At 37.9% G+C, this 17334-nt stretch carries 15 protein-coding genes; 4 read left to right on the top strand and 11 right to left on the bottom strand.

What is annotated here, in order from left to right:
- The first annotated feature begins 52 nt into the window (after nt 1-52).
- Nucleotides 53-1012, top strand: coding sequence for a class 1b ribonucleoside-diphosphate reductase subunit beta (gene nrdF, locus HMPREF3249_RS05640; RefSeq protein WP_003041393.1), 960 nt, complete (start codon nt 53-55; stop codon nt 1010-1012).
- Between the two features lie 114 nt (nt 1013-1126).
- Here the strand turns inward: nrdF and HMPREF3249_RS05635 are convergent, their stop codons facing one another.
- The 6 genes from HMPREF3249_RS05635 to HMPREF3249_RS05610 form a co-directional block, all read right to left on the bottom strand.
- A complete protein-coding gene (locus HMPREF3249_RS05635) occupies nt 1127-1828 on the bottom strand; it encodes a CPBP family intramembrane glutamic endopeptidase (protein WP_059220954.1) in 702 nt (233 codons plus the stop codon).
- 301 nt (nt 1829-2129) lie between these two features.
- Nucleotides 2130-2843 (bottom strand): DUF3169 family protein, encoded by a 714-nt coding sequence (locus HMPREF3249_RS09230; protein ID WP_224785079.1) that lies wholly within the window; start codon nt 2841-2843, stop codon nt 2130-2132.
- The gene (locus tag HMPREF3249_RS05625) at nt 2821-3048 is read right to left on the bottom strand and encodes a helix-turn-helix transcriptional regulator (protein ID WP_037607910.1); all 228 of its coding nucleotides are present in this window, start codon (nt 3046-3048) and stop codon (nt 2821-2823) included. Before HMPREF3249_RS05625 ends, HMPREF3249_RS09230 begins: the two co-directional genes overlap by 23 nt.
- Before the next feature lie 189 nt (nt 3049-3237).
- Nucleotides 3238-5337, bottom strand: a complete 2100-nt coding sequence (locus HMPREF3249_RS05620; protein WP_059220956.1) for a C69 family dipeptidase — start codon at nt 5335-5337, stop codon at nt 3238-3240.
- A gap of 192 nt (nt 5338-5529) precedes the next feature.
- Nucleotides 5530-6171: a DJ-1/PfpI family protein gene (locus HMPREF3249_RS05615; protein WP_049533126.1), complete on the bottom strand. Its 642-nt coding sequence runs from the start codon at nt 6169-6171 to the stop codon at nt 5530-5532.
- 47 nt (nt 6172-6218) lie between these two features.
- Complete coding sequence (locus HMPREF3249_RS05610; protein ID WP_037567033.1) at nt 6219-6959, bottom strand: lysophospholipid acyltransferase family protein; 741 nt, start codon at nt 6957-6959, stop codon at nt 6219-6221.
- Between the two features lie 119 nt (nt 6960-7078).
- On the opposite strand from HMPREF3249_RS05610, the gene HMPREF3249_RS05605 reads away from it, so the two are divergent.
- From HMPREF3249_RS05605 to HMPREF3249_RS05595, 3 genes are all read left to right on the top strand, one after another.
- The gene (locus HMPREF3249_RS05605; protein ID WP_049533127.1) at nt 7079-9433 is read left to right on the top strand and encodes a cation-translocating P-type ATPase; all 2355 of its coding nucleotides are present in this window, start codon (nt 7079-7081) and stop codon (nt 9431-9433) included.
- A gap of 106 nt (nt 9434-9539) precedes the next feature.
- Nucleotides 9540-10286 carry a tRNA1(Val) (adenine(37)-N6)-methyltransferase gene (locus HMPREF3249_RS05600; protein ID WP_049533128.1) on the top strand — a complete coding sequence of 249 codons (747 nt, stop codon included), beginning with the start codon at nt 9540-9542 and terminating at the stop codon, nt 10284-10286.
- Nucleotides 10276-10533, top strand: coding sequence for a GIY-YIG nuclease family protein (locus tag HMPREF3249_RS05595; RefSeq protein ID WP_049533129.1), 258 nt, complete (start codon nt 10276-10278; stop codon nt 10531-10533). The genes HMPREF3249_RS05600 and HMPREF3249_RS05595 overlap by 11 nt, the downstream gene beginning before the upstream one ends.
- 33 nt (nt 10534-10566) lie before the next feature.
- Here the strand turns inward: HMPREF3249_RS05595 and HMPREF3249_RS05590 are convergent, their stop codons facing one another.
- The 5 genes from HMPREF3249_RS05590 to HMPREF3249_RS05570 form a co-directional block, all read right to left on the bottom strand.
- The gene (locus HMPREF3249_RS05590) at nt 10567-12795 is read right to left on the bottom strand and encodes a glycosyl hydrolase 53 family protein (RefSeq protein ID WP_049533130.1); all 2229 of its coding nucleotides are present in this window, start codon (nt 12793-12795) and stop codon (nt 10567-10569) included.
- 112 nt (nt 12796-12907) lie between these two features.
- Complete coding sequence (locus tag HMPREF3249_RS05585; protein WP_059220958.1) at nt 12908-14563, bottom strand: PTS lactose transporter subunit IIBC; 1656 nt, start codon at nt 14561-14563, stop codon at nt 12908-12910.
- Nucleotides 14564-14567: 4 nt separating this feature from the next.
- Complete coding sequence (locus HMPREF3249_RS05580; protein WP_003030041.1) at nt 14568-14891, bottom strand: PTS sugar transporter subunit IIA; 324 nt, start codon at nt 14889-14891, stop codon at nt 14568-14570.
- Nucleotides 14892-14904: 13 nt separating this feature from the next.
- Nucleotides 14905-16305, bottom strand: coding sequence for a 6-phospho-beta-galactosidase (gene lacG, locus HMPREF3249_RS05575; protein ID WP_070867513.1), 1401 nt, complete (start codon nt 16303-16305; stop codon nt 14905-14907).
- Nucleotides 16306-16315: 10 nt separating this feature from the next.
- Entirely contained in the window at nt 16316-17152 is an 837-nt protein-coding gene (locus HMPREF3249_RS05570) for a PRD domain-containing protein (RefSeq protein ID WP_070496822.1), read from the bottom strand.
- Nucleotides 17153-17334: the final 182 nt, after the last annotated feature.

The following is a 17334-nucleotide window of genomic DNA, read 5'->3' as shown; positions in this document are numbered from 1 at the left end:
TAAACTATCTGTAAACAATAAGAATCAACTGGAATAAAAGAAAGTAATCAACATGAAAACCTATTATAAAGCCATAAATTGGAATGCCATTGAAGATGTCATTGATAAATCTACTTGGGAAAAACTGACCGAGCAGTTCTGGCTCGATACACGAATCCCCCTCTCCAACGATTTGGACGACTGGAGAAAATTATCACTTGAAGAAAAAGACCTTGTTGGTAAGGTCTTCGGCGGATTAACATTATTGGATACGATGCAATCCCAATCAGGTGTCGAAGCTATCCGAGGAGATATTCGCACACCTCATGAAGAGGCTGTGTTGAATAACATCCAATTCATGGAGTCTGTTCACGCTAAGTCGTATTCATCTATTTTCTCAACCCTTAACACGAAATCAGAAATTGACGAAATTTTTGAATGGACCAATACAAATCCTTATTTGCAAAAGAAAGCAGAAATTATCAACGAGATTTACCTCAATGGAAATGCTCTTGAAAAGAAGGTTGCCAGTGTCTTTTTAGAAACATTCCTCTTCTACTCTGGTTTCTTTACTCCGCTCTACTATCTTGGAAATAACAAATTAGCCAATGTAGCTGAAATCATCAAATTGATTATCCGCGATGAATCTGTCCACGGAACGTATATTGGCTATAAATTCCAATTAGGCTTTAACGAATTACCAGAAGAAGAGCAAGAAACATTCCGAGAGTGGATGTACGACCTGCTCTACACCCTCTATGAAAATGAGGAAGGCTACACAGAAACCTTATATGACGGTGTCGGCTGGACAGAAGAAGTCAAAACTTTCCTTCGTTATAATGCTAATAAAGCTCTCATGAATCTTGGTCAAGACCCACTTTTCCCTGACACAGCTGATGACGTCAATCCGATTGTCATGAATGGTATTTCAACCGGAACTTCTAACCACGACTTCTTTTCTCAAGTCGGAAACGGTTATCTTCTTGGTGAAGTTGAAGCCATGCAAGATGATGATTACAATTACGGGTTATAAAATAACATCTGATAACACAAAAACACGAATGAAGCAAGACTAGCAAGTAGCTGAAACTAAAATCGTTCGTGTTTTTATTATATTATTGTAAATGATTGTACTATTTTTACATCGCTATCGAAACATCGCAAACAGCATAACGAGAGCTGCTGGTGTGTTGTTTAAAATATGCACAGCTATTGAATCTTTCAGATTTCCTCGACGTGCAAAGGCAGCATAAAGGACTAATCCCATGGCAAAATAAAGTGGAAACTCTGTCCATTTTGAGATATGAGGAAGTGCAAAAATGATAGATGTTATGATGGCTGCTGATATTTTTTGATCTTTCTCAAAGAAAAAGATTGTCGCAAAACCACGGAATACTAATTCTTCAATCACCGGAGCTATTATTGCAACAGTTACTACATATAACAGAGCAAAAAAGATATGATTAACAGACATAATTTTTCCTAGATTTTGTAAAGCACTATCGTTACTGGTCGTACTTTGCCCTGTTAAAAAGATGTTTAGATAAGTTCCTAAAACCGCTACTACTCTTGCCGCTAAAAAGAACAACAATGCTTTCCCAAAATCTCCCCAAGAAAATGACAGGACTTTGATATCCTCTGAGACATGTGTCTGGTATCTCCTCCATAAAGTGCGGATAGCAAAAAACACGAGCACAAGGTAGGCTAAAACCAGTAAAATTTCTGTATATATTGGTAGATTTTGTCCTTTTGCTAAGAATAACATAGGAATGCCATTGATGACCATGACTAACACAATCAGTCCCAATAACTTTAAAATGCCAAGTCCAATATGGGCTATTTTTTTCATTAAAATGCTCCTCGTATAACTAGTTATGTTTCATGAGATTGGGACAGAACTTATCTTGAAAAATTTAAGTTCGTAGTTCCCTCCCTGCAAGACTGCTCAACAGTCTCCCTGACTGTTGAGGCGGTGGATAAAAAACAGAGTTTTCGTCAAAAGTGTTCTTTCTAGCTTGAAAAGCGAACAGGTTTGAGACTTGCTTCGCAAGCCCTATCCGCCACCTCAAAGCAATGCTTTGAGCAATCACCTACTGTGCTATTCGCTTATCACTAAATGAGATAGAGTCAGAGATACTTTTTGACCAGCCTTATTTAAAGTATTTCTTTATCATAGAAATATTTACTACATTGATGTAGAGGTGGATAAAGACCACGATTGCAATAGGAAGGTATTGAACTTCACGTAATAGAAGCGAAATAGTGAACAGGAGGATGTAAAACGCTGGCAAAATGAACTGATTTAACTGAAAAAGAATCTTAAAGCTCTGCTCATAATGTGCTTCTCTTTCTGCTTCATCATAGGTCTTCATCAAGGCTAAAACATCTTCAGGAAATGTAACGATTGGCAATTTAAAATGCCGAACCTGCTCAATTGTCTTTTGGAGACAATATTGTCCATATAGAATAAAAGTAAGTGCTACATAAGGAAATAAACTGCCTGTAATCAAAACACTATTTTTAGTAATGAATACATTAAATGATGTTAGTATATCAAAAATCGTCAAGATTGTCACAACGTCTAATAAAATAGTACCATATTCCAGATTTTTGAACATCTTCTGATAAAGTTGTTCATTTAATTCATCTCCATTTGTTGACTGCTTTTGAATTGTTCGACTAGACTGTAGTAAATAAATCGTCATGCAGAATAAAAGCAGATTGAGCACACGAATAATCCAACCCCAAAGTATGCTATTTAAAAAGATTGGAAAATGGAAATTTCCGAGCCAACTACTTGCTACAAAAATTCCTAGCAAAACACTCACTACTAGTAAACCACTAATTTTCATCCATTTTTTCATCGCTATTCTCCTTTAGATAAAATACATTTTCTACGTTTTCTCCAAAAATATGTGCAATCTTCAAGGCAATGATGACAGACGGAGCATACTCTCCCCGCTCAATCAAACTGACGGTTTGTCGAGAAACTCCTGCTTTTTTAGCCAACTCTGTTTGATTCAACCTATCTCGCGCTCGAAGTTCTTTTAATCGATTTTCCAGCTTCATATGCTCCTCTCCTTTCATCTCTATTGTAACTCATTCGTGTCACTTTGTCAGCTATTATTGTCAAAAATAATATTATCATTGTCAATTTAATGTAGAAATTTATTCAATTCATATAAAAATCCCCCAAAGTTAGTTTTGTATCCAACTTTGAGGGAATTCTTCAACATGATGTTGATTTTCTTGCTTCAACTAGTCATTATTCTTTTTTGAACGTTTTGCTAAGATGAAGATGACAACTCCTAAAATGACAATTCCTACTAAACCAAGGAAGGTTACTTTTTCACCAGTTGACGGAAGGAAGCCACGTTTATTTTGTTTTGGTGCTTCTTTGACAACTTTGTAATTTACTTTGTAAGTAGAGAAGTGTGTTGTTTTAAAGCTAATCGTTTGATCTTTGTTGAGAACAAAATCAAATTTTTCCGCTTGCTTGCCGTCTTTCATAGCATAAACAGATTCCACCGTAGCACCTTGCTTCACTGGCACTGTCACTAATGTTGAGCTGACTTGTGATACTGTTTCGCCTTTTGGATTGGTCAAGGTAATGTCATAGCTGTCTGCATTTTCTTCAATCGTCTTTTTAACTGCTAATTTGAGATTAGCTTTCACCAAATCTGCATTTTGCAAGCGAACACCCGTGGCTGTATCCACTAAGGTATCAGAAGTTTCGCTTGGGTTAGGTTTTTCAGTATCCGATGAACTAGATGTAGACGTTTCATTTGTACTTGACGAAGATTGAGATTGAGATGTAGACGAAGTGGAAGATGTGGTTGAAGATGACTCACTTGTACTTGAAGATGGTTCTGAGCTAGAGCTTGGTGGCGTTTGCTCATTTTTAATCTTTTCTTCCATTTCAGCTTCTAGAGCTTTCATTTCTTTAAAGACTTCCTCTGCACGCGCCATACTAGACGCAGTCACTTCTTCTGACGAAGCTCCACCTGCAGCTGCGTATTGTTCATCTAATTTGGCTTGTTCTTCAATCAATCGTGCTTCCAAAGCTTTCCATTTTTCTTGAATGCTATTGCCAAATAATTTTTGATGCTTGGCTGCCATATCGTAAATGTGTGACGCAACCCAGTACCAAGAATCTTTGTCATATTTCGTTGTATCAACTTGATAAGCAGCATAAGTATTGTTGATATTTCCATAGTATGGCAAGTATGGTGCAAATCGAGGACTACCAACAGAAAGCCACATTGTGCCACCACCCATGCTGGCAGGGATATTATCTTTCAATTGGAAAATATGGGCTTCCATTACATTTGGATTGCCAAGAGGATATTTGTAGACTGGATCTACTTTTCCACGTTGAGGAATGCCTTTCCCGTCCAATTCCATTTGATCAAGGGGCTTAAATGGCGTTCCTTCAAAACGGTTCCGCTGCATCCGCATCACATCTGCAACGCTGATTTTTTTATTGCTAGATTGCAACAAATCAAAATATTTATCATCATAATTGACTGGTGCGTCTGGGTTCAAAGCCTTAATACCAGCCCAAGCCCGTGAACGATCAGCTTCTGCCATTGGCGGATTGTAAGATTGGGAAATATGGAATTTACCATCGATTTCCTTATAAGAATTAGCATCACGCGCTACTTTTTCCACATTTTCTGAGGCAATAACATTTTCCTTATCATTAAAATCAACACTTCCTAAGAAGAAGGTATTAGGGAAAATACTGTATTTGTCGTCTGGATATTTAATGGCAACATATTGATGACCAGACAAGATTTCCATGTACCAGACACCTGTCTTATCTGCAATTGTCACAATGTTTCCTTCAGCAGCTCCTTGTTTTTTGACAATCTCTGCGATGAGCTCCACACCTTCACGAGCTGTTTTGACATGTGGCAAGACAACCGTTGTCATGATAGATTCTGCCAGACCTTTTTCCACATAAGGATCAACTTTCTGGATAGCTTTATTCGCCTTAGCTGACACTGTAGCAGAAATGGAAACTCCATGCTCATTGAAGCCTACTTCATCAAAAATACCTTCTTTTGGTGTAACATCCGAAACAGAAGTATATTTATAGCTATGTGCGGGTAATTGCCATTCAAAGCCATTGGCTTCATCAATCAGCTTTTCTCCCGCTTGATTGTCCTTGGCTGGATGAACTTTAAAGACTTTGTTATGATTAGGCTCCAAATCCTCTGTACGACCATACAAAGTAGAGCCGTCTGCCGTCAAGTTCTTCCCGACAATGAAACCTGTACAGGCTTCTACTGCTTGAAAAGGAAAGAGCATAAGAGCAGATAACAGAATTGTTAAGCGAAAAATCAATTTTTTCATATATTTCTCCTTTTATGATTGCATGTTGAATACATCAACTTTTAAGAGTGAGCATCACTCTTATCACCTTTTTAAACCGTATACCTTAAATTTAGTATACTATTTTAAGTCTATTTTAGCAAGCGCTTTCATGTATGTTTTGTGTGTTTAGGTTCTTTTTATCTTAAAATTCATAGTAAAAAAACCAGAAAATCATTTCTGGAATTTTTGTTCATATCGTAAAATTTCTTGCAGTATTTCTTGATAATCAGTTGTCTCTAAATGATACGTTAACTCTTCGGGAGTGTAAGAATTTTTTCTCAAAAAGAAATCGCTCGGCACTTCTAATCCTAAAGCATCCAAAACGGTCTGAAAAAATTCTACATAAGCAAATCCAATAGCTGTAATAACATTCTTATCTTTTACAACAGGCTGATGGAGAAAATTTGCTTTTTCCAAAAAAGAAAAATACTCTACCAACTCCATATACAGACCACCTGTGTAATACCGGCTTCTCAACAAACCAGCTTTTCCTAAAAACATAGGAGATGAGGAAATAGCCGCTACTATCGTCCGCTTTGTGTCTACCCTCTCCAAAAAAGAGATTAGTCTGGAATCATAAAGGCTAACAAATGGCTCTAGTGTGCCTGGCAATATGATACAATCATACTTTACATTTTGTACTTCTGCAAAAGTAAAATCTGGAATAACTTGCAATCCTTCTTCACTCGTATAGACTTTCTTTTCTGAAGCAAGATAGTCCAAAGACTGCCCAAAAGAAAGACAAAGCGTTGATGTCAAAGTTGTGATTTCCTGCAATGAACATGCTGAATACAGCAAAATTGCTATTTTCATAGATGCTCCTTCTAGAAAAGGTGAGACATGCTTCTTTTACAAGATTTTTATTTCCTATGTTTGTCAGGATCCCAAACGAAACTTGCGATGAAACTGAAAGCAAATGTTAGTAAGCCAACAACAATTGACAGTAACAGAGCGATCAAACGGGGGAGTAGCAATAATATATTTGGATTTTTTTTCACTTGAAGTGTAGCTACTTCGGCATCTAAGCGATCAAATTCTGTCTGAATACGACGGGCGACTTCTTCCACACCCTCGTCATTCATCTTTTTGATATCTGAAATATCAATAGGTTGTCCAAAATCCATGTCTACACGTTCGCCTTTTGCTAAACCTTTCAGACTCATCGGTCCTACATAAACAACTGGAAGAATGCGCACCTTTGCCATTTTAGCAATCAGTGCAACGCCACCTTTCACATCTGTCGAATGTCGGCTTCCACTTGGAAACATAATCAAAGACCGATTGCTTGATTTCAACATCTTGACGGGGTATTTAATAGCAGATGCTCCTGGATTTTCACGGTCAATTGGAAATGCGCCACACATGCGAATCCACCAGCCGAAAACGCGATTTGTGAACAGTTCTTTCTTTGCCATAAAGATAAATTGCTTGGGCCTTGTTGCAAAAGCCATGTAAACAGGATCCCACCAAGTACGGTGTGGAGCCACTAAAATATAATTTTCCTCTTGGTCTGGAATGTTCTCTAAATGGTGGTAGTGAGCATTACCATTTAAAGCCCATAAAATCAACATCACCAATCTTCTTAAATATCTATAAAACATAGGCTCTCCCTTCTTATCCTTTTCATTATACCTTATCCAATGCCCACTCGCAAACTTTTTTTGCTTTGAAACTGTTACAGCTGAATGAATTCTATTAGAAATTTTACTAAAAAAATGGTATGATTAACCTCATGAACATGAAAGAATTTACGGGATTAACCCACCAGCAAGTCCAAGAAAAAATTTCACAAGGACTCACCAATGATTTTACAGTCAATACAAGTATCAGCACTTGGCAAATCATCAAGCGTAATGTTTTTACGCTATTTAATGCGTTAAATTTTGCAATCGCTGTCGCTCTCGTTTCTGTTCAAGCATGGAGCAACTTAGTTTTCTTCGCTGTTATCTGCTTTAATGCTTTCTCTGGTATCGTCACAGAGTTACGCGCCAAGCACATGGTTGATAAGCTCAATCTCTTAAATAAAGAAAAGATTAGTGTTATCCGTAATGGGCAAACCACATCTATTAATCCAGAAGAATTGGTTCTAGGTGATGTCATTCGCTTAACTGCAGGGGAACAAATTCCAAGTGACGCAACTGTTTTAGATGGTTTTGCAGAAGTCAACGAAGCTATGTTAACAGGAGAAAGTGACCTTGTCCAAAAGGAGATTGGGGATCAACTGCTCTCAGGAAGTTTTCTTGTCAGTGGTCATGTAGTAGCTGAAATCACCCATGTTGGATCTGATAACTATGCTTCTAAACTGATGCTAGAGGCTAAGACTGTCAAACCAATCAATTCTCGTATCATGAAATCCATGGACAAGATTGCAGGTTTTACAGGAAAAATCATTATCCCTTTCGGAATTGCGCTCTTTCTAGAAGCTCTCTTGGTAAAACATTTACCTGTCAAAGACTCAGTTGTCAATACCTCAACGGCTCTTCTAGGAATGCTACCAAAAGGAATTGCTCTTTTAACGATTACTTCTCTTTTAACAGCTGTCATCAAGTTGGGGTTACGAAAAGTCCTTGTACAGGAAATGTACTCCGTTGAAACGCTGGCTCGTGTTGATATGCTCTGCCTTGATAAGACAGGCACCATTACACAAGGAAAAATGCACGTCGAAACAGTCAGCCCGCTTACACAAGATTTTTCAGAACAAGCAATTGCTGATATTCTTAGTGCTTATATTGCGGCAAGTGACGACAATAATCCAACTGCCCAAGCAATCCGTAAACAATTTACAAGTCCTTCTAATTACCAAACGAGTAACGCTATTCCATTTTCTAGTGACCGTAAATGGGGAGCTATGGAAATGTCGGACTTAGGTACTGTCTTTCTCGGTGCGCCTGAAATGCTCTTTAACAAAGAGATTGAGGTTGCCCAAGCAGCCCAACAGCGTGGTTCGCGTGTGATTGCTTTAGCTATTAGTCCTGAACGCATTGACCATAAATACATTCACTTACCAAGTAGCATTCACCCCATTGCCATTTTAGAAATCACAGATCCGATTCGTGACGGGGCAGCTGATACTTTGGAATACTTACGCTCACAAGAAGTTGGCTTAAAAATCATCTCAGGTGACAATCCAATTACTGTATCAAACATTGCTGCAAAGGCAGGATTTGCAAACTACCAAAGTTATGTTGATTGCTCAAAAGTAACGGATCAAGAGTTGATTGAGCTGGCAGAAACGACTGCTATCTTTGGTCGTGTTTCTCCTCATCAAAAGAAACTTATCATTCAAACCCTGAAAAAAGCAGGGCATACCACAGCTATGACCGGTGACGGGGTCAATGATATTCTAGCCTTACGGGAAGCAGACTGCTCCATTGCCATGGCTGAAGGGGATCCTGCAACCCGACAAGTTGCCAATCTCGTCTTGCTTAATTCTGATTTTAATGATGTCCCTGAAATTCTCTTTGAAGGACGCCGCGTTGTTAATAACATCGCCCGCATTGCACCGATTTTCCTCATTAAAACAACCTATTCGTTCATTTTGACAATCATTTGTATTTCTAGTATTCTGTTGGGACGAGCAGAATGGCTCTTAGTCTTTCCATTTATCCCCATTCAAATCACCTTGATTGACCAATTTGTTGAAGGTTTACCACCTTTTGTCCTCACCTTTGAGCGCAATATCAAACCAGTCGAACCCGACTTTCTTAAAAAAGCTATTTTTAAGGCTCTACCAAGTGGACTAATGGTCGTCTTTAGCGTTTTATTTGTCAATATTTTCGGTGGGCTGCATGGCTGGTCACAGGTGGAAATCTCAACTCTACTTTATTATTTATTAGGCTCTATCGGCTTTCTATCTGTTGTTCGTGCCTGCCTGCCACTCAATCTCTGGCGGATTCTGCTGATCCTCTGGTCACTCATTGGCTTCTTTGGAACAGCCATCCTTCTACAAAAATACATTGAAATCGCTACTCTAACCAGCAATAGCTTCCCTATCTACATTATTCTGATGATTCTCTTTACAATTACTTTTATTGTCGTGACACACATACAGAACAAACGGGAGCAAAGTTTATAAATCTTAAGAATTAATACCTACAGGCAGTAAGAAAAACCGTACATTTTTGTCTTACTGCTTATTTTTGTTACTTCTTTTCCTCTACATCATGATATAATAAGGGTATATGGCAGAAATTCTTTTAAAAGACGGTGAGCGAGTCAATCAGCTCTTTTCTACTGACGTCAAAATTATTCAAAATCGAGAGGTCTTTAGCTACTCAGTAGATAGTGTACTCCTCTCCCGTTTCCCAAACTTACCTAAGCGCGGTCTTATCGTGGATCTTTGTGCTGGAAATGGTGCTGTTGGACTTTTTGCAAGCACCCGAACCAAGGCTCAAATCATAGCGGTTGAAATTCAAGAGAGACTGGCAGATATGGCAGAGCGCTCTATTGAGCTAAATGGTCTAACCCACCAAATGCAGGTCATTCAGGATGATTTGAAATATCTCACCCACTATATAAACGGGAGCAAAGTGGACATGATTTTATGCAATCCACCCTATTTTAAAGTGGATGAACATTCTAATCTCAATGCAAGCCGGCACTATCTGCTTGCACGGCATGAAATTGCGACCAATCTGGAAGAAATCTGTCAAATCTCCCAACGAGTTTTAAAGTCCAACGGACGTTTAGCAATGGTGCATCGTCCTGAACGATTCCTTGATATTATTGACACCATGATAGCGCATAATCTAGCTCCAAAACGTATTCAGTTTGTTTACCCAAAAGCAAATCGCGAAGCCAATATGCTCCTCATTGAAGCTATCAAAGATGGTTCCCGTGACGGGTTAAAAATCCTGCCACCGCTTTTCATTCATAATGAAGATGGCAGCTACACTCCAGAAATTCATGAGATTTACTATGGGAACTAAAGCCTACATGTACGTTCTGGAATGCGCCGATGGCTCTCTCTACACAGGGTACACAACCGATGTCAAAAAACGACTTTATACGCATAATACTGGAAAAGGCGCCAAATACACGCGTACACGATTACCCGTTACTCTTTTGTATCAAGAAGAATTTCCCGACAAACCTTCTGCCATGTCAGCCGAAGCCCTCTTTAAAAGAAAAACACGACAACAAAAATTAGAATATATTGCAGATAAGAAAAAGTAGAAAGCGGGAGGTCTTTCTACTTTTTTCAATGATTTATTGGTTATCTTTCTTAGAAATGACAGCAACAAAGACACTCAGAAAAACAACACCGATACCAGCTAAATATGACATGCTAGTCCCTGTACTTGGTAATAATTCTTTGGTTTTAGCTAATTTTTTGTCACTTGTAGTAGGCAAAGTTTCCTTGTTCCTATTCGTTTGAGAAGACTTTCCATTTTTATTAGATGAATCCGAATCTGTAAACCCAGCATGGGAGTTTTCTCCTTTTTGATCTTTGTTATTAGAATTTTCCTTTGTTTTTTTGGTATCTTCATGCTGAACATTAGATGAAGATTGATTTTCTAGTGGTACAAGGGCTTGAATAGCAGTCTGTAATGCTTCACATTCTGCATCAATCTCTGCTTGTGTCGCATCATCTTTTTGTAAAATAACTTGTGCTTCTTCTACTTGTTCTTTTAAGTTCGCAAGTGAATCCTTTGTATAATGCATAGTTTCCGCTAATTTTTCTTTTGCCGAAGAAAGAGTGGTTCCCAACTTTGTCTTATCTACTCCTTCTTTGGTTAAAAGCAAATCGTCAATTGTTCCCCATGAACCTTTATTTGCTTTCACAAATACTCCCAGTGTCACCTCTGTCTCTTTTGTTAATGTAAAGCTCAATTTAGCTGTCTGCCAATTTGACCAACCAGCTAGTTTGATTTTTTCACTTTGAACATTTACTGCCTCAGCACGAGCAAAAGCATAAATATCTTCAGAGCCATTCGTATCACCACCTTGAATTTGAGCAGAAAATTGATAAGTTCCTGCTGGAAGTGTTACCTTTCTTTCAACGCCAGTTGTATAATCGCTTGTGCCATTGTAGAAATTCATGGCATACTTGCCTGTTTTAGGCGTGTCTTGTCTACGCTTGATAAAATCGTTAAAAGTATAATCTGAAAGATCTTCTTCCTCAAAGCTAGAATTTGATAACAAACTCTCTTGCAGCTCTACTTCTTCATTCTTATCATATTTTAGATTTGTATTCAACCCAGTATAAACATATTTAAATGTCGCAAGTGATGGCAAAGCTTTTCCTGTAAAATCAAACAATGCTTGATTATCCCATTCAGAGCCACCGTAATTTTCCTGATTAACATTTGGATCATACCCAATGACGGCACTAGAAGCCCAGCCCGAACCGTATTTTTCCCAAATAGGTGTATTTACTTCTTTTCCTTTGGAACTAACCGGTGTCCAAGCTGGTTCCCAATAAAAGATGCCTAATGCACTTGCTTTATTGGCTGCATCAATGACATCTCGTAAGGCATGCGATTGCCCTTGAATAGAGGCAGGATAGCCACCTACCAGCATTTGATTTTGTGTTCGGATAACATTTTGTTGACCATCTCCATCTTCTAATGTATAGGCATAAGAAGTCTCTGCTACAAGTGTCTTTTTCCCATACTTTTCGGTCACTGTCTTTAAAACTGAAGTCAGATTATCTAAATTACCATGCCAAAAACTATAATAACTAGTAGCAAACACATCATAATCAATATGGTGATCTGATAAACCTTTTGCGTAATTCAGTATCGTTTCCGTTTTATCTGGGTTAGTAAAATGAAAAGCTATCAATATAGTTGCATCCACTTCTCGCACTGCTTTGGCGCCTGCTGCAAACAACTGATAGCGTTCCTCTCCTGCTTCACCTGCTATCCCACTACTCGTTGTTTCATTACCAACTTGAACCATTCCTACATTTACACCAGCTGCTTTTATTTTTTCAAGACTAGCTTTGGTGTATTGATATAAAGCCTCTGATTTTTCAGACACATTCATATTTGTCCAATCTTTTGGTGGAACTTGACGTCCTGGATCAGCCCAAAAATCTGAATAATGAAAGTCTACTAGTAGCCGCATACCATGTGCTGTAGCTCGTTTTCCAATCTCAATCGCCTTTTCTATATCGCTATTTCCAGCGCCATAACCATGTCCGTTATGATCATAAGGATTATTCCATACTCTGACGCGAATGTAATTTACACCATTTTCTTTCAAAATATCAAAGATATCTTTGACATTCCCATTTTCATCTTTGTACTCTACACCACTTTGTTCTTGAGCAATTACTGTTGAAATATCCGTCCCCATGATAAAATCAGATGATAAATTTTCTACTTTATCAACACGTATTTTAGTATTTTCATTAGCTTTAATAGGAATGACTCCTCCAAGCAAACAAAGACTAGCAGCAAAAACAAGCGACAATCTTAATCCTATTTTCATACAGTTTTCCTATTTCTATTTAGTTTAATATTTTAGTGTTCGCTTTAAAAAACTGATAAAACAAGAAATAGGTTTTATCAGTTTTTAAACGAACATTTTATAAGAAGGCTAGTTATTCAAAATGCGAAAGAACGAATTGCACAGCGCCTTTAGGATCACGTGTCAATTTGATATATTCAGCACCTTTTGTCGCAACAAGTTTGATGCCCAATTTATCCGTATCTTTCTTAATATCTTCATAGTAAGAATTGACTTGTGGAGCTAGCACAACCATGTCAAAATCTTTCATAATATCGTAGTGCGAACCATAAGCACCAGCTGTTGAACTGAGGTCTATGCCTAACTCTGCTGCGCCTTCTGTTAGTGCATTTGCTAGCATGGCGCTTGTCCCTGCACCGGCACATAGAACCAAAATATTATGATGCTTTCCATCTGCAACCGCTTGAATTTGATCGTCTATTTCAGCTTCTGCTGCTTCTTCAAGCTCAATCACTTCTGCCTTTTTCGCTTCTTCTTCTACTAATGAATCATCGTACGCTTTAATAAATGGAAGGTAGATGAGAGAATCAACTACAATCAACAGCAGCATCAAGACAATAGATAAGATTCCTGCACCCGTACCTAAAATCAAGCCAATCGGTGCTGGCGTTGCCCAAGGAAGGACATACATAAAACTGTTCATACCTAACACATCAACAAAGAACTTGAAAGCACAAACATTGATCATTGGAGTGATTAAAAATGGAATAAAGAAATAAGGATTTAAAATAATCGGTGTTGCAAACAACAATGGTTCATTGACTGCAAAGCAAACTGGAACAAAGGAAGCTTTCCCGACAGCTTTTAATTGCTTAGATTTTGCAAAGAGCATGAAGAGGAATGGAACAACCAATGTTGCACCTGTACCACCCATTGTGCCAACAAAGTTTCCAAGTCCAACTGTCAACACGTTTGAAGTATGGTGACCTGCTTTTACCAACTGTAAATTCGTTTCCACATTTGCATAAATAATCGCGACAATAGCTGGTTCTACAATTGAAGGACCATGCACACCAACAAACCAGAAGAGCGCCATTGCTCCCCAAATAATCGAAATTCCTAAATAGCCATCAGCTGCGGTAAACAAAGGTTGGAGAAGTGTGATAACAGCTTCTGCAAACGAATGCCCAAAGAAATAACGTACGATTGTATCAATCAGAACAGCAGCAAATACTGCAAATGAAAATGGAAAGACGTCACGGAAAGTTTGAGAAATTGTTCCAGGAACTTCTTTTGGCATCTTAATAGTAATGTCTTTCAATACACAGAATTTATAAACATTCACCGTGATAAAAGCTGCTACAAAAGCCGCTAAAATCCCTTTTGTTCCCATGTAGCCATTGGCTAAACCGTTTTCAATTTGATCCACACTTAAAAGGAGGAAGCTCACAATGGAAGCCAACATAACAGAAACCGAATTGATAGTCTTGTTGGTCGGCATATTGCGGTTCATTGATTCTGACAAACAACGAGCAGTCGTAGCGGACACGAGAATAGCTACTACACCCATAGAATAGCCATATACTTTCCAAAGCCAGGTGGAAACATCATTTGGCAACTTAAATCCAAAAATTTCTGGAATTGCTGCTAACAAGATAAAAATACTTGAAAATAAAATGGCAGGCATAGCGGCTAAAAAGCCGTCACGAATAGCGCCAAGATAAATATTGCGTGATATTTTTTCAAAGAAAGGTTTTCCTTTCTCAATTTGTTTGATAATTCCGTTCATGGAATTAGTCCTCCTTGTATTGATTTTTATATAATTCAATAAAATCTACGATCAATTCTTTTAACAATAATGTCGTCATCAAATGATCTTGACCGTGAATAAAGATAAATCCTAAATCTAAATCTTCCCCAGCTGCCTCTTGTGCTAAAATCTGCGTTTGTGAATTGTGGGCTAAATTTAAATTTTCATCTGCTTCTTTTAAAGCAGCATCTACATTTGTAAAATTACCTTGACGAACCTCTTTCAGCAAATTCAGTAAACAACTACGTGCATCCCCCGAATAAGCTACGATTTCAAATCCTAACATTTGTAATTCGTTTTTATTCATCTTATCTCCCTTCTTAAATCACAATCTTTGTTTCACTAACATGCTTGTACCAATAAGCTGATTCCTTAGGGTAACGCTTTTGAGTTTCAAAATCAACGTAAAACAAGCCATAGCGTTTATTGTAGCTATTTGACCACGAGAAAACATCCATTAAAGACCAAAGAAAATATCCTTTTACCACAACACCAGCATCAATAGCTTTGCTTAAAGATTGCAAATACACTTTCAAATAATCAATCCGCGGCTTGTCCATAATGATGCCATTGTCAAACTCGTCTTTATAGCCCATTCCATTTTCAGTGATATAAATCTTTTGATAATGTGGGTAGTCTTTTTTAATTCTCAATAAAAGGTCATACAAACCTTCTGGGTAAATAATCCAATCCCAGTCTGTTCGTTCAATCCCTTCCTTGTAAATCCGTTCTCCAATGCCTTTCACTTTATAAACCGAAGTGCCTTTATCACCCGTTCCATTATGATGAATGGTTGATTCGCCCTGATAAGCCTTAACAAAATGACATTGATAATGGTTGATTCCAAGATAATCATTTCGATGACTAGCTTTTTTCATTTCTTCAAAATCGCTCTCAAGGAATTCATAACTAGCATTGTTAGCTGCGCAAATTTCCTTAAGAGCTTCCATTGTTTCCTCAGAATAATACCCCAGATAAGTAGCATCTAGCAAGAAACGAATAGAAAGCGCATCATCCAGAAAAGCTGCATGCTTATCTTCTTCGCTGTCTGTTGCTGGGTATTTTGTTTCCAAAGAATGCACCACTCCAATTTCACCAAGGTAACCTTTCTCCTTGAAAAGATTTACTACGCGCGCATGCGCATACATCATATTGTGAAGACATTGAATCACCTTACTCAAATCATACTGAATCCCCGGAGGAAAGACACCGAGCAAGTATTGATTGGTCGCAACAGGATAAATTTCGTTAAAAGTGCTCCAATGATGAACCTCTGGAAATTCTTGAAAACAAAATTCAGCATATTCCACAAACGCTTCAATCGTATCACGATTGAGAAAATCACCTTGATCAAACAAAACTTTCGGAGTATCAAAGTGATGCAGTGTAACAAATGGCAGGACATGGTGTTTCGCACATTCAGCAAATACACGGTGATAAAACTCTACTCCTTCTTGGTTGACCTTGCCACGTCCCTCTGGAAAAATACGGCTCCAAGCAATAGACAAGCGCAAGCCATTGACGCCAAACTTCTCACACAACTCAATATCTTTTGAATATTGATGATAGAAATCACTAGCTGGATCTGCCAAAAATCGTCCTTGTTTTTCTAAAAATTCATCCCAAGCGACCGGACCTTTTCCACCTTCTTTTGTAGCTCCTTCTACTTGATAAGCAGCAGTCGCACCGCCAAAAATAAAATCTTCTGGTAATTGAAACATGTCTTCTCCTTTACAATAATCTTTGAATATGAATCACCAAATATACCTTTTCATTTGGATGAAGTCCTCCACCCAAATGCTGACGAATGACTTCATAAATATCTTCGCCAATTTGATAGGCTTCTGGATAATCCTTTTTGATATGTTCTTCTAAATTCTTCATGGAGACTTTTAAATCACTGTCATCCTGATCCAAACGCTCAATAAAGTATGTCAAATGAATCATCAAACGGTCGTAAAAATTACTATTCTTTTTTGTCCGATTAATACCATGTTTTAAAAGTTCCTCTTGCACCAAAGCAATCATTTGTCGGGTCAGTGTTTGTTCATCTTTACTAATCACGACATCTTCGCCTTTCGCATTGATAAACTGTAAGGCCAACCGCCCAATCTCATCTTTTGGAAAATCCACATCCAATTTTTCTTTTAAAATCACCAAAGCGTGCTCAGCAATTTTGTACTCCGTCGGATATTGCTCCGACATATCCGGCAAGTGATTACTTTTATAAGTATTTCTTTGCAGCGCTTGATAACTACAATAAATATGATCTGTCAAGGTTACATAGATGTACTCTTGAACTGGAAATTGGAACTGTTGAATACCATAATCAATAATTTCATAACTAGTCGTGATAAAGTCCAAGGGAACATCTTTTAACAAAGCAGAAAAGTTTTCGCGCGATTCTTCACTTTTCAGTTGAAAGACTTTTTCTACTCGTTCTTCTGCCAACAAATCCCCTTTTTTCTTTTTAAAAATGATACCGAGCCCCATGACAACAGCCTGTTCACCACTTTCATTTTTGACCACCGCAACATTATTATTTAGTGGCTGGACAATTCGAAACATTCGTGTCCTCCTTCCTAACAATCTTTTTGTAAAACATAAAAAAACCATAAACAAACCAAGATTTTTTACTTGGGTCATTTATGGTCTCGCCTAATTTCTTAGTTACAATCCATGTTTTATTTTACTTTATGAATAAAGTTTAACACATTTTCAAACTTTTGTAAACCCTTTCTTACTTTGTT

Source organism: Streptococcus sp. HMSC36C04, assembly GCF_001839535.1.
GTDB lineage: Bacteria > Bacillota > Bacilli > Lactobacillales > Streptococcaceae > Streptococcus > Streptococcus hominis.
The sequence above is the reverse complement of the archived record's forward strand: the minus strand, read 5'-3'. Positions and strand labels throughout refer to the sequence as shown.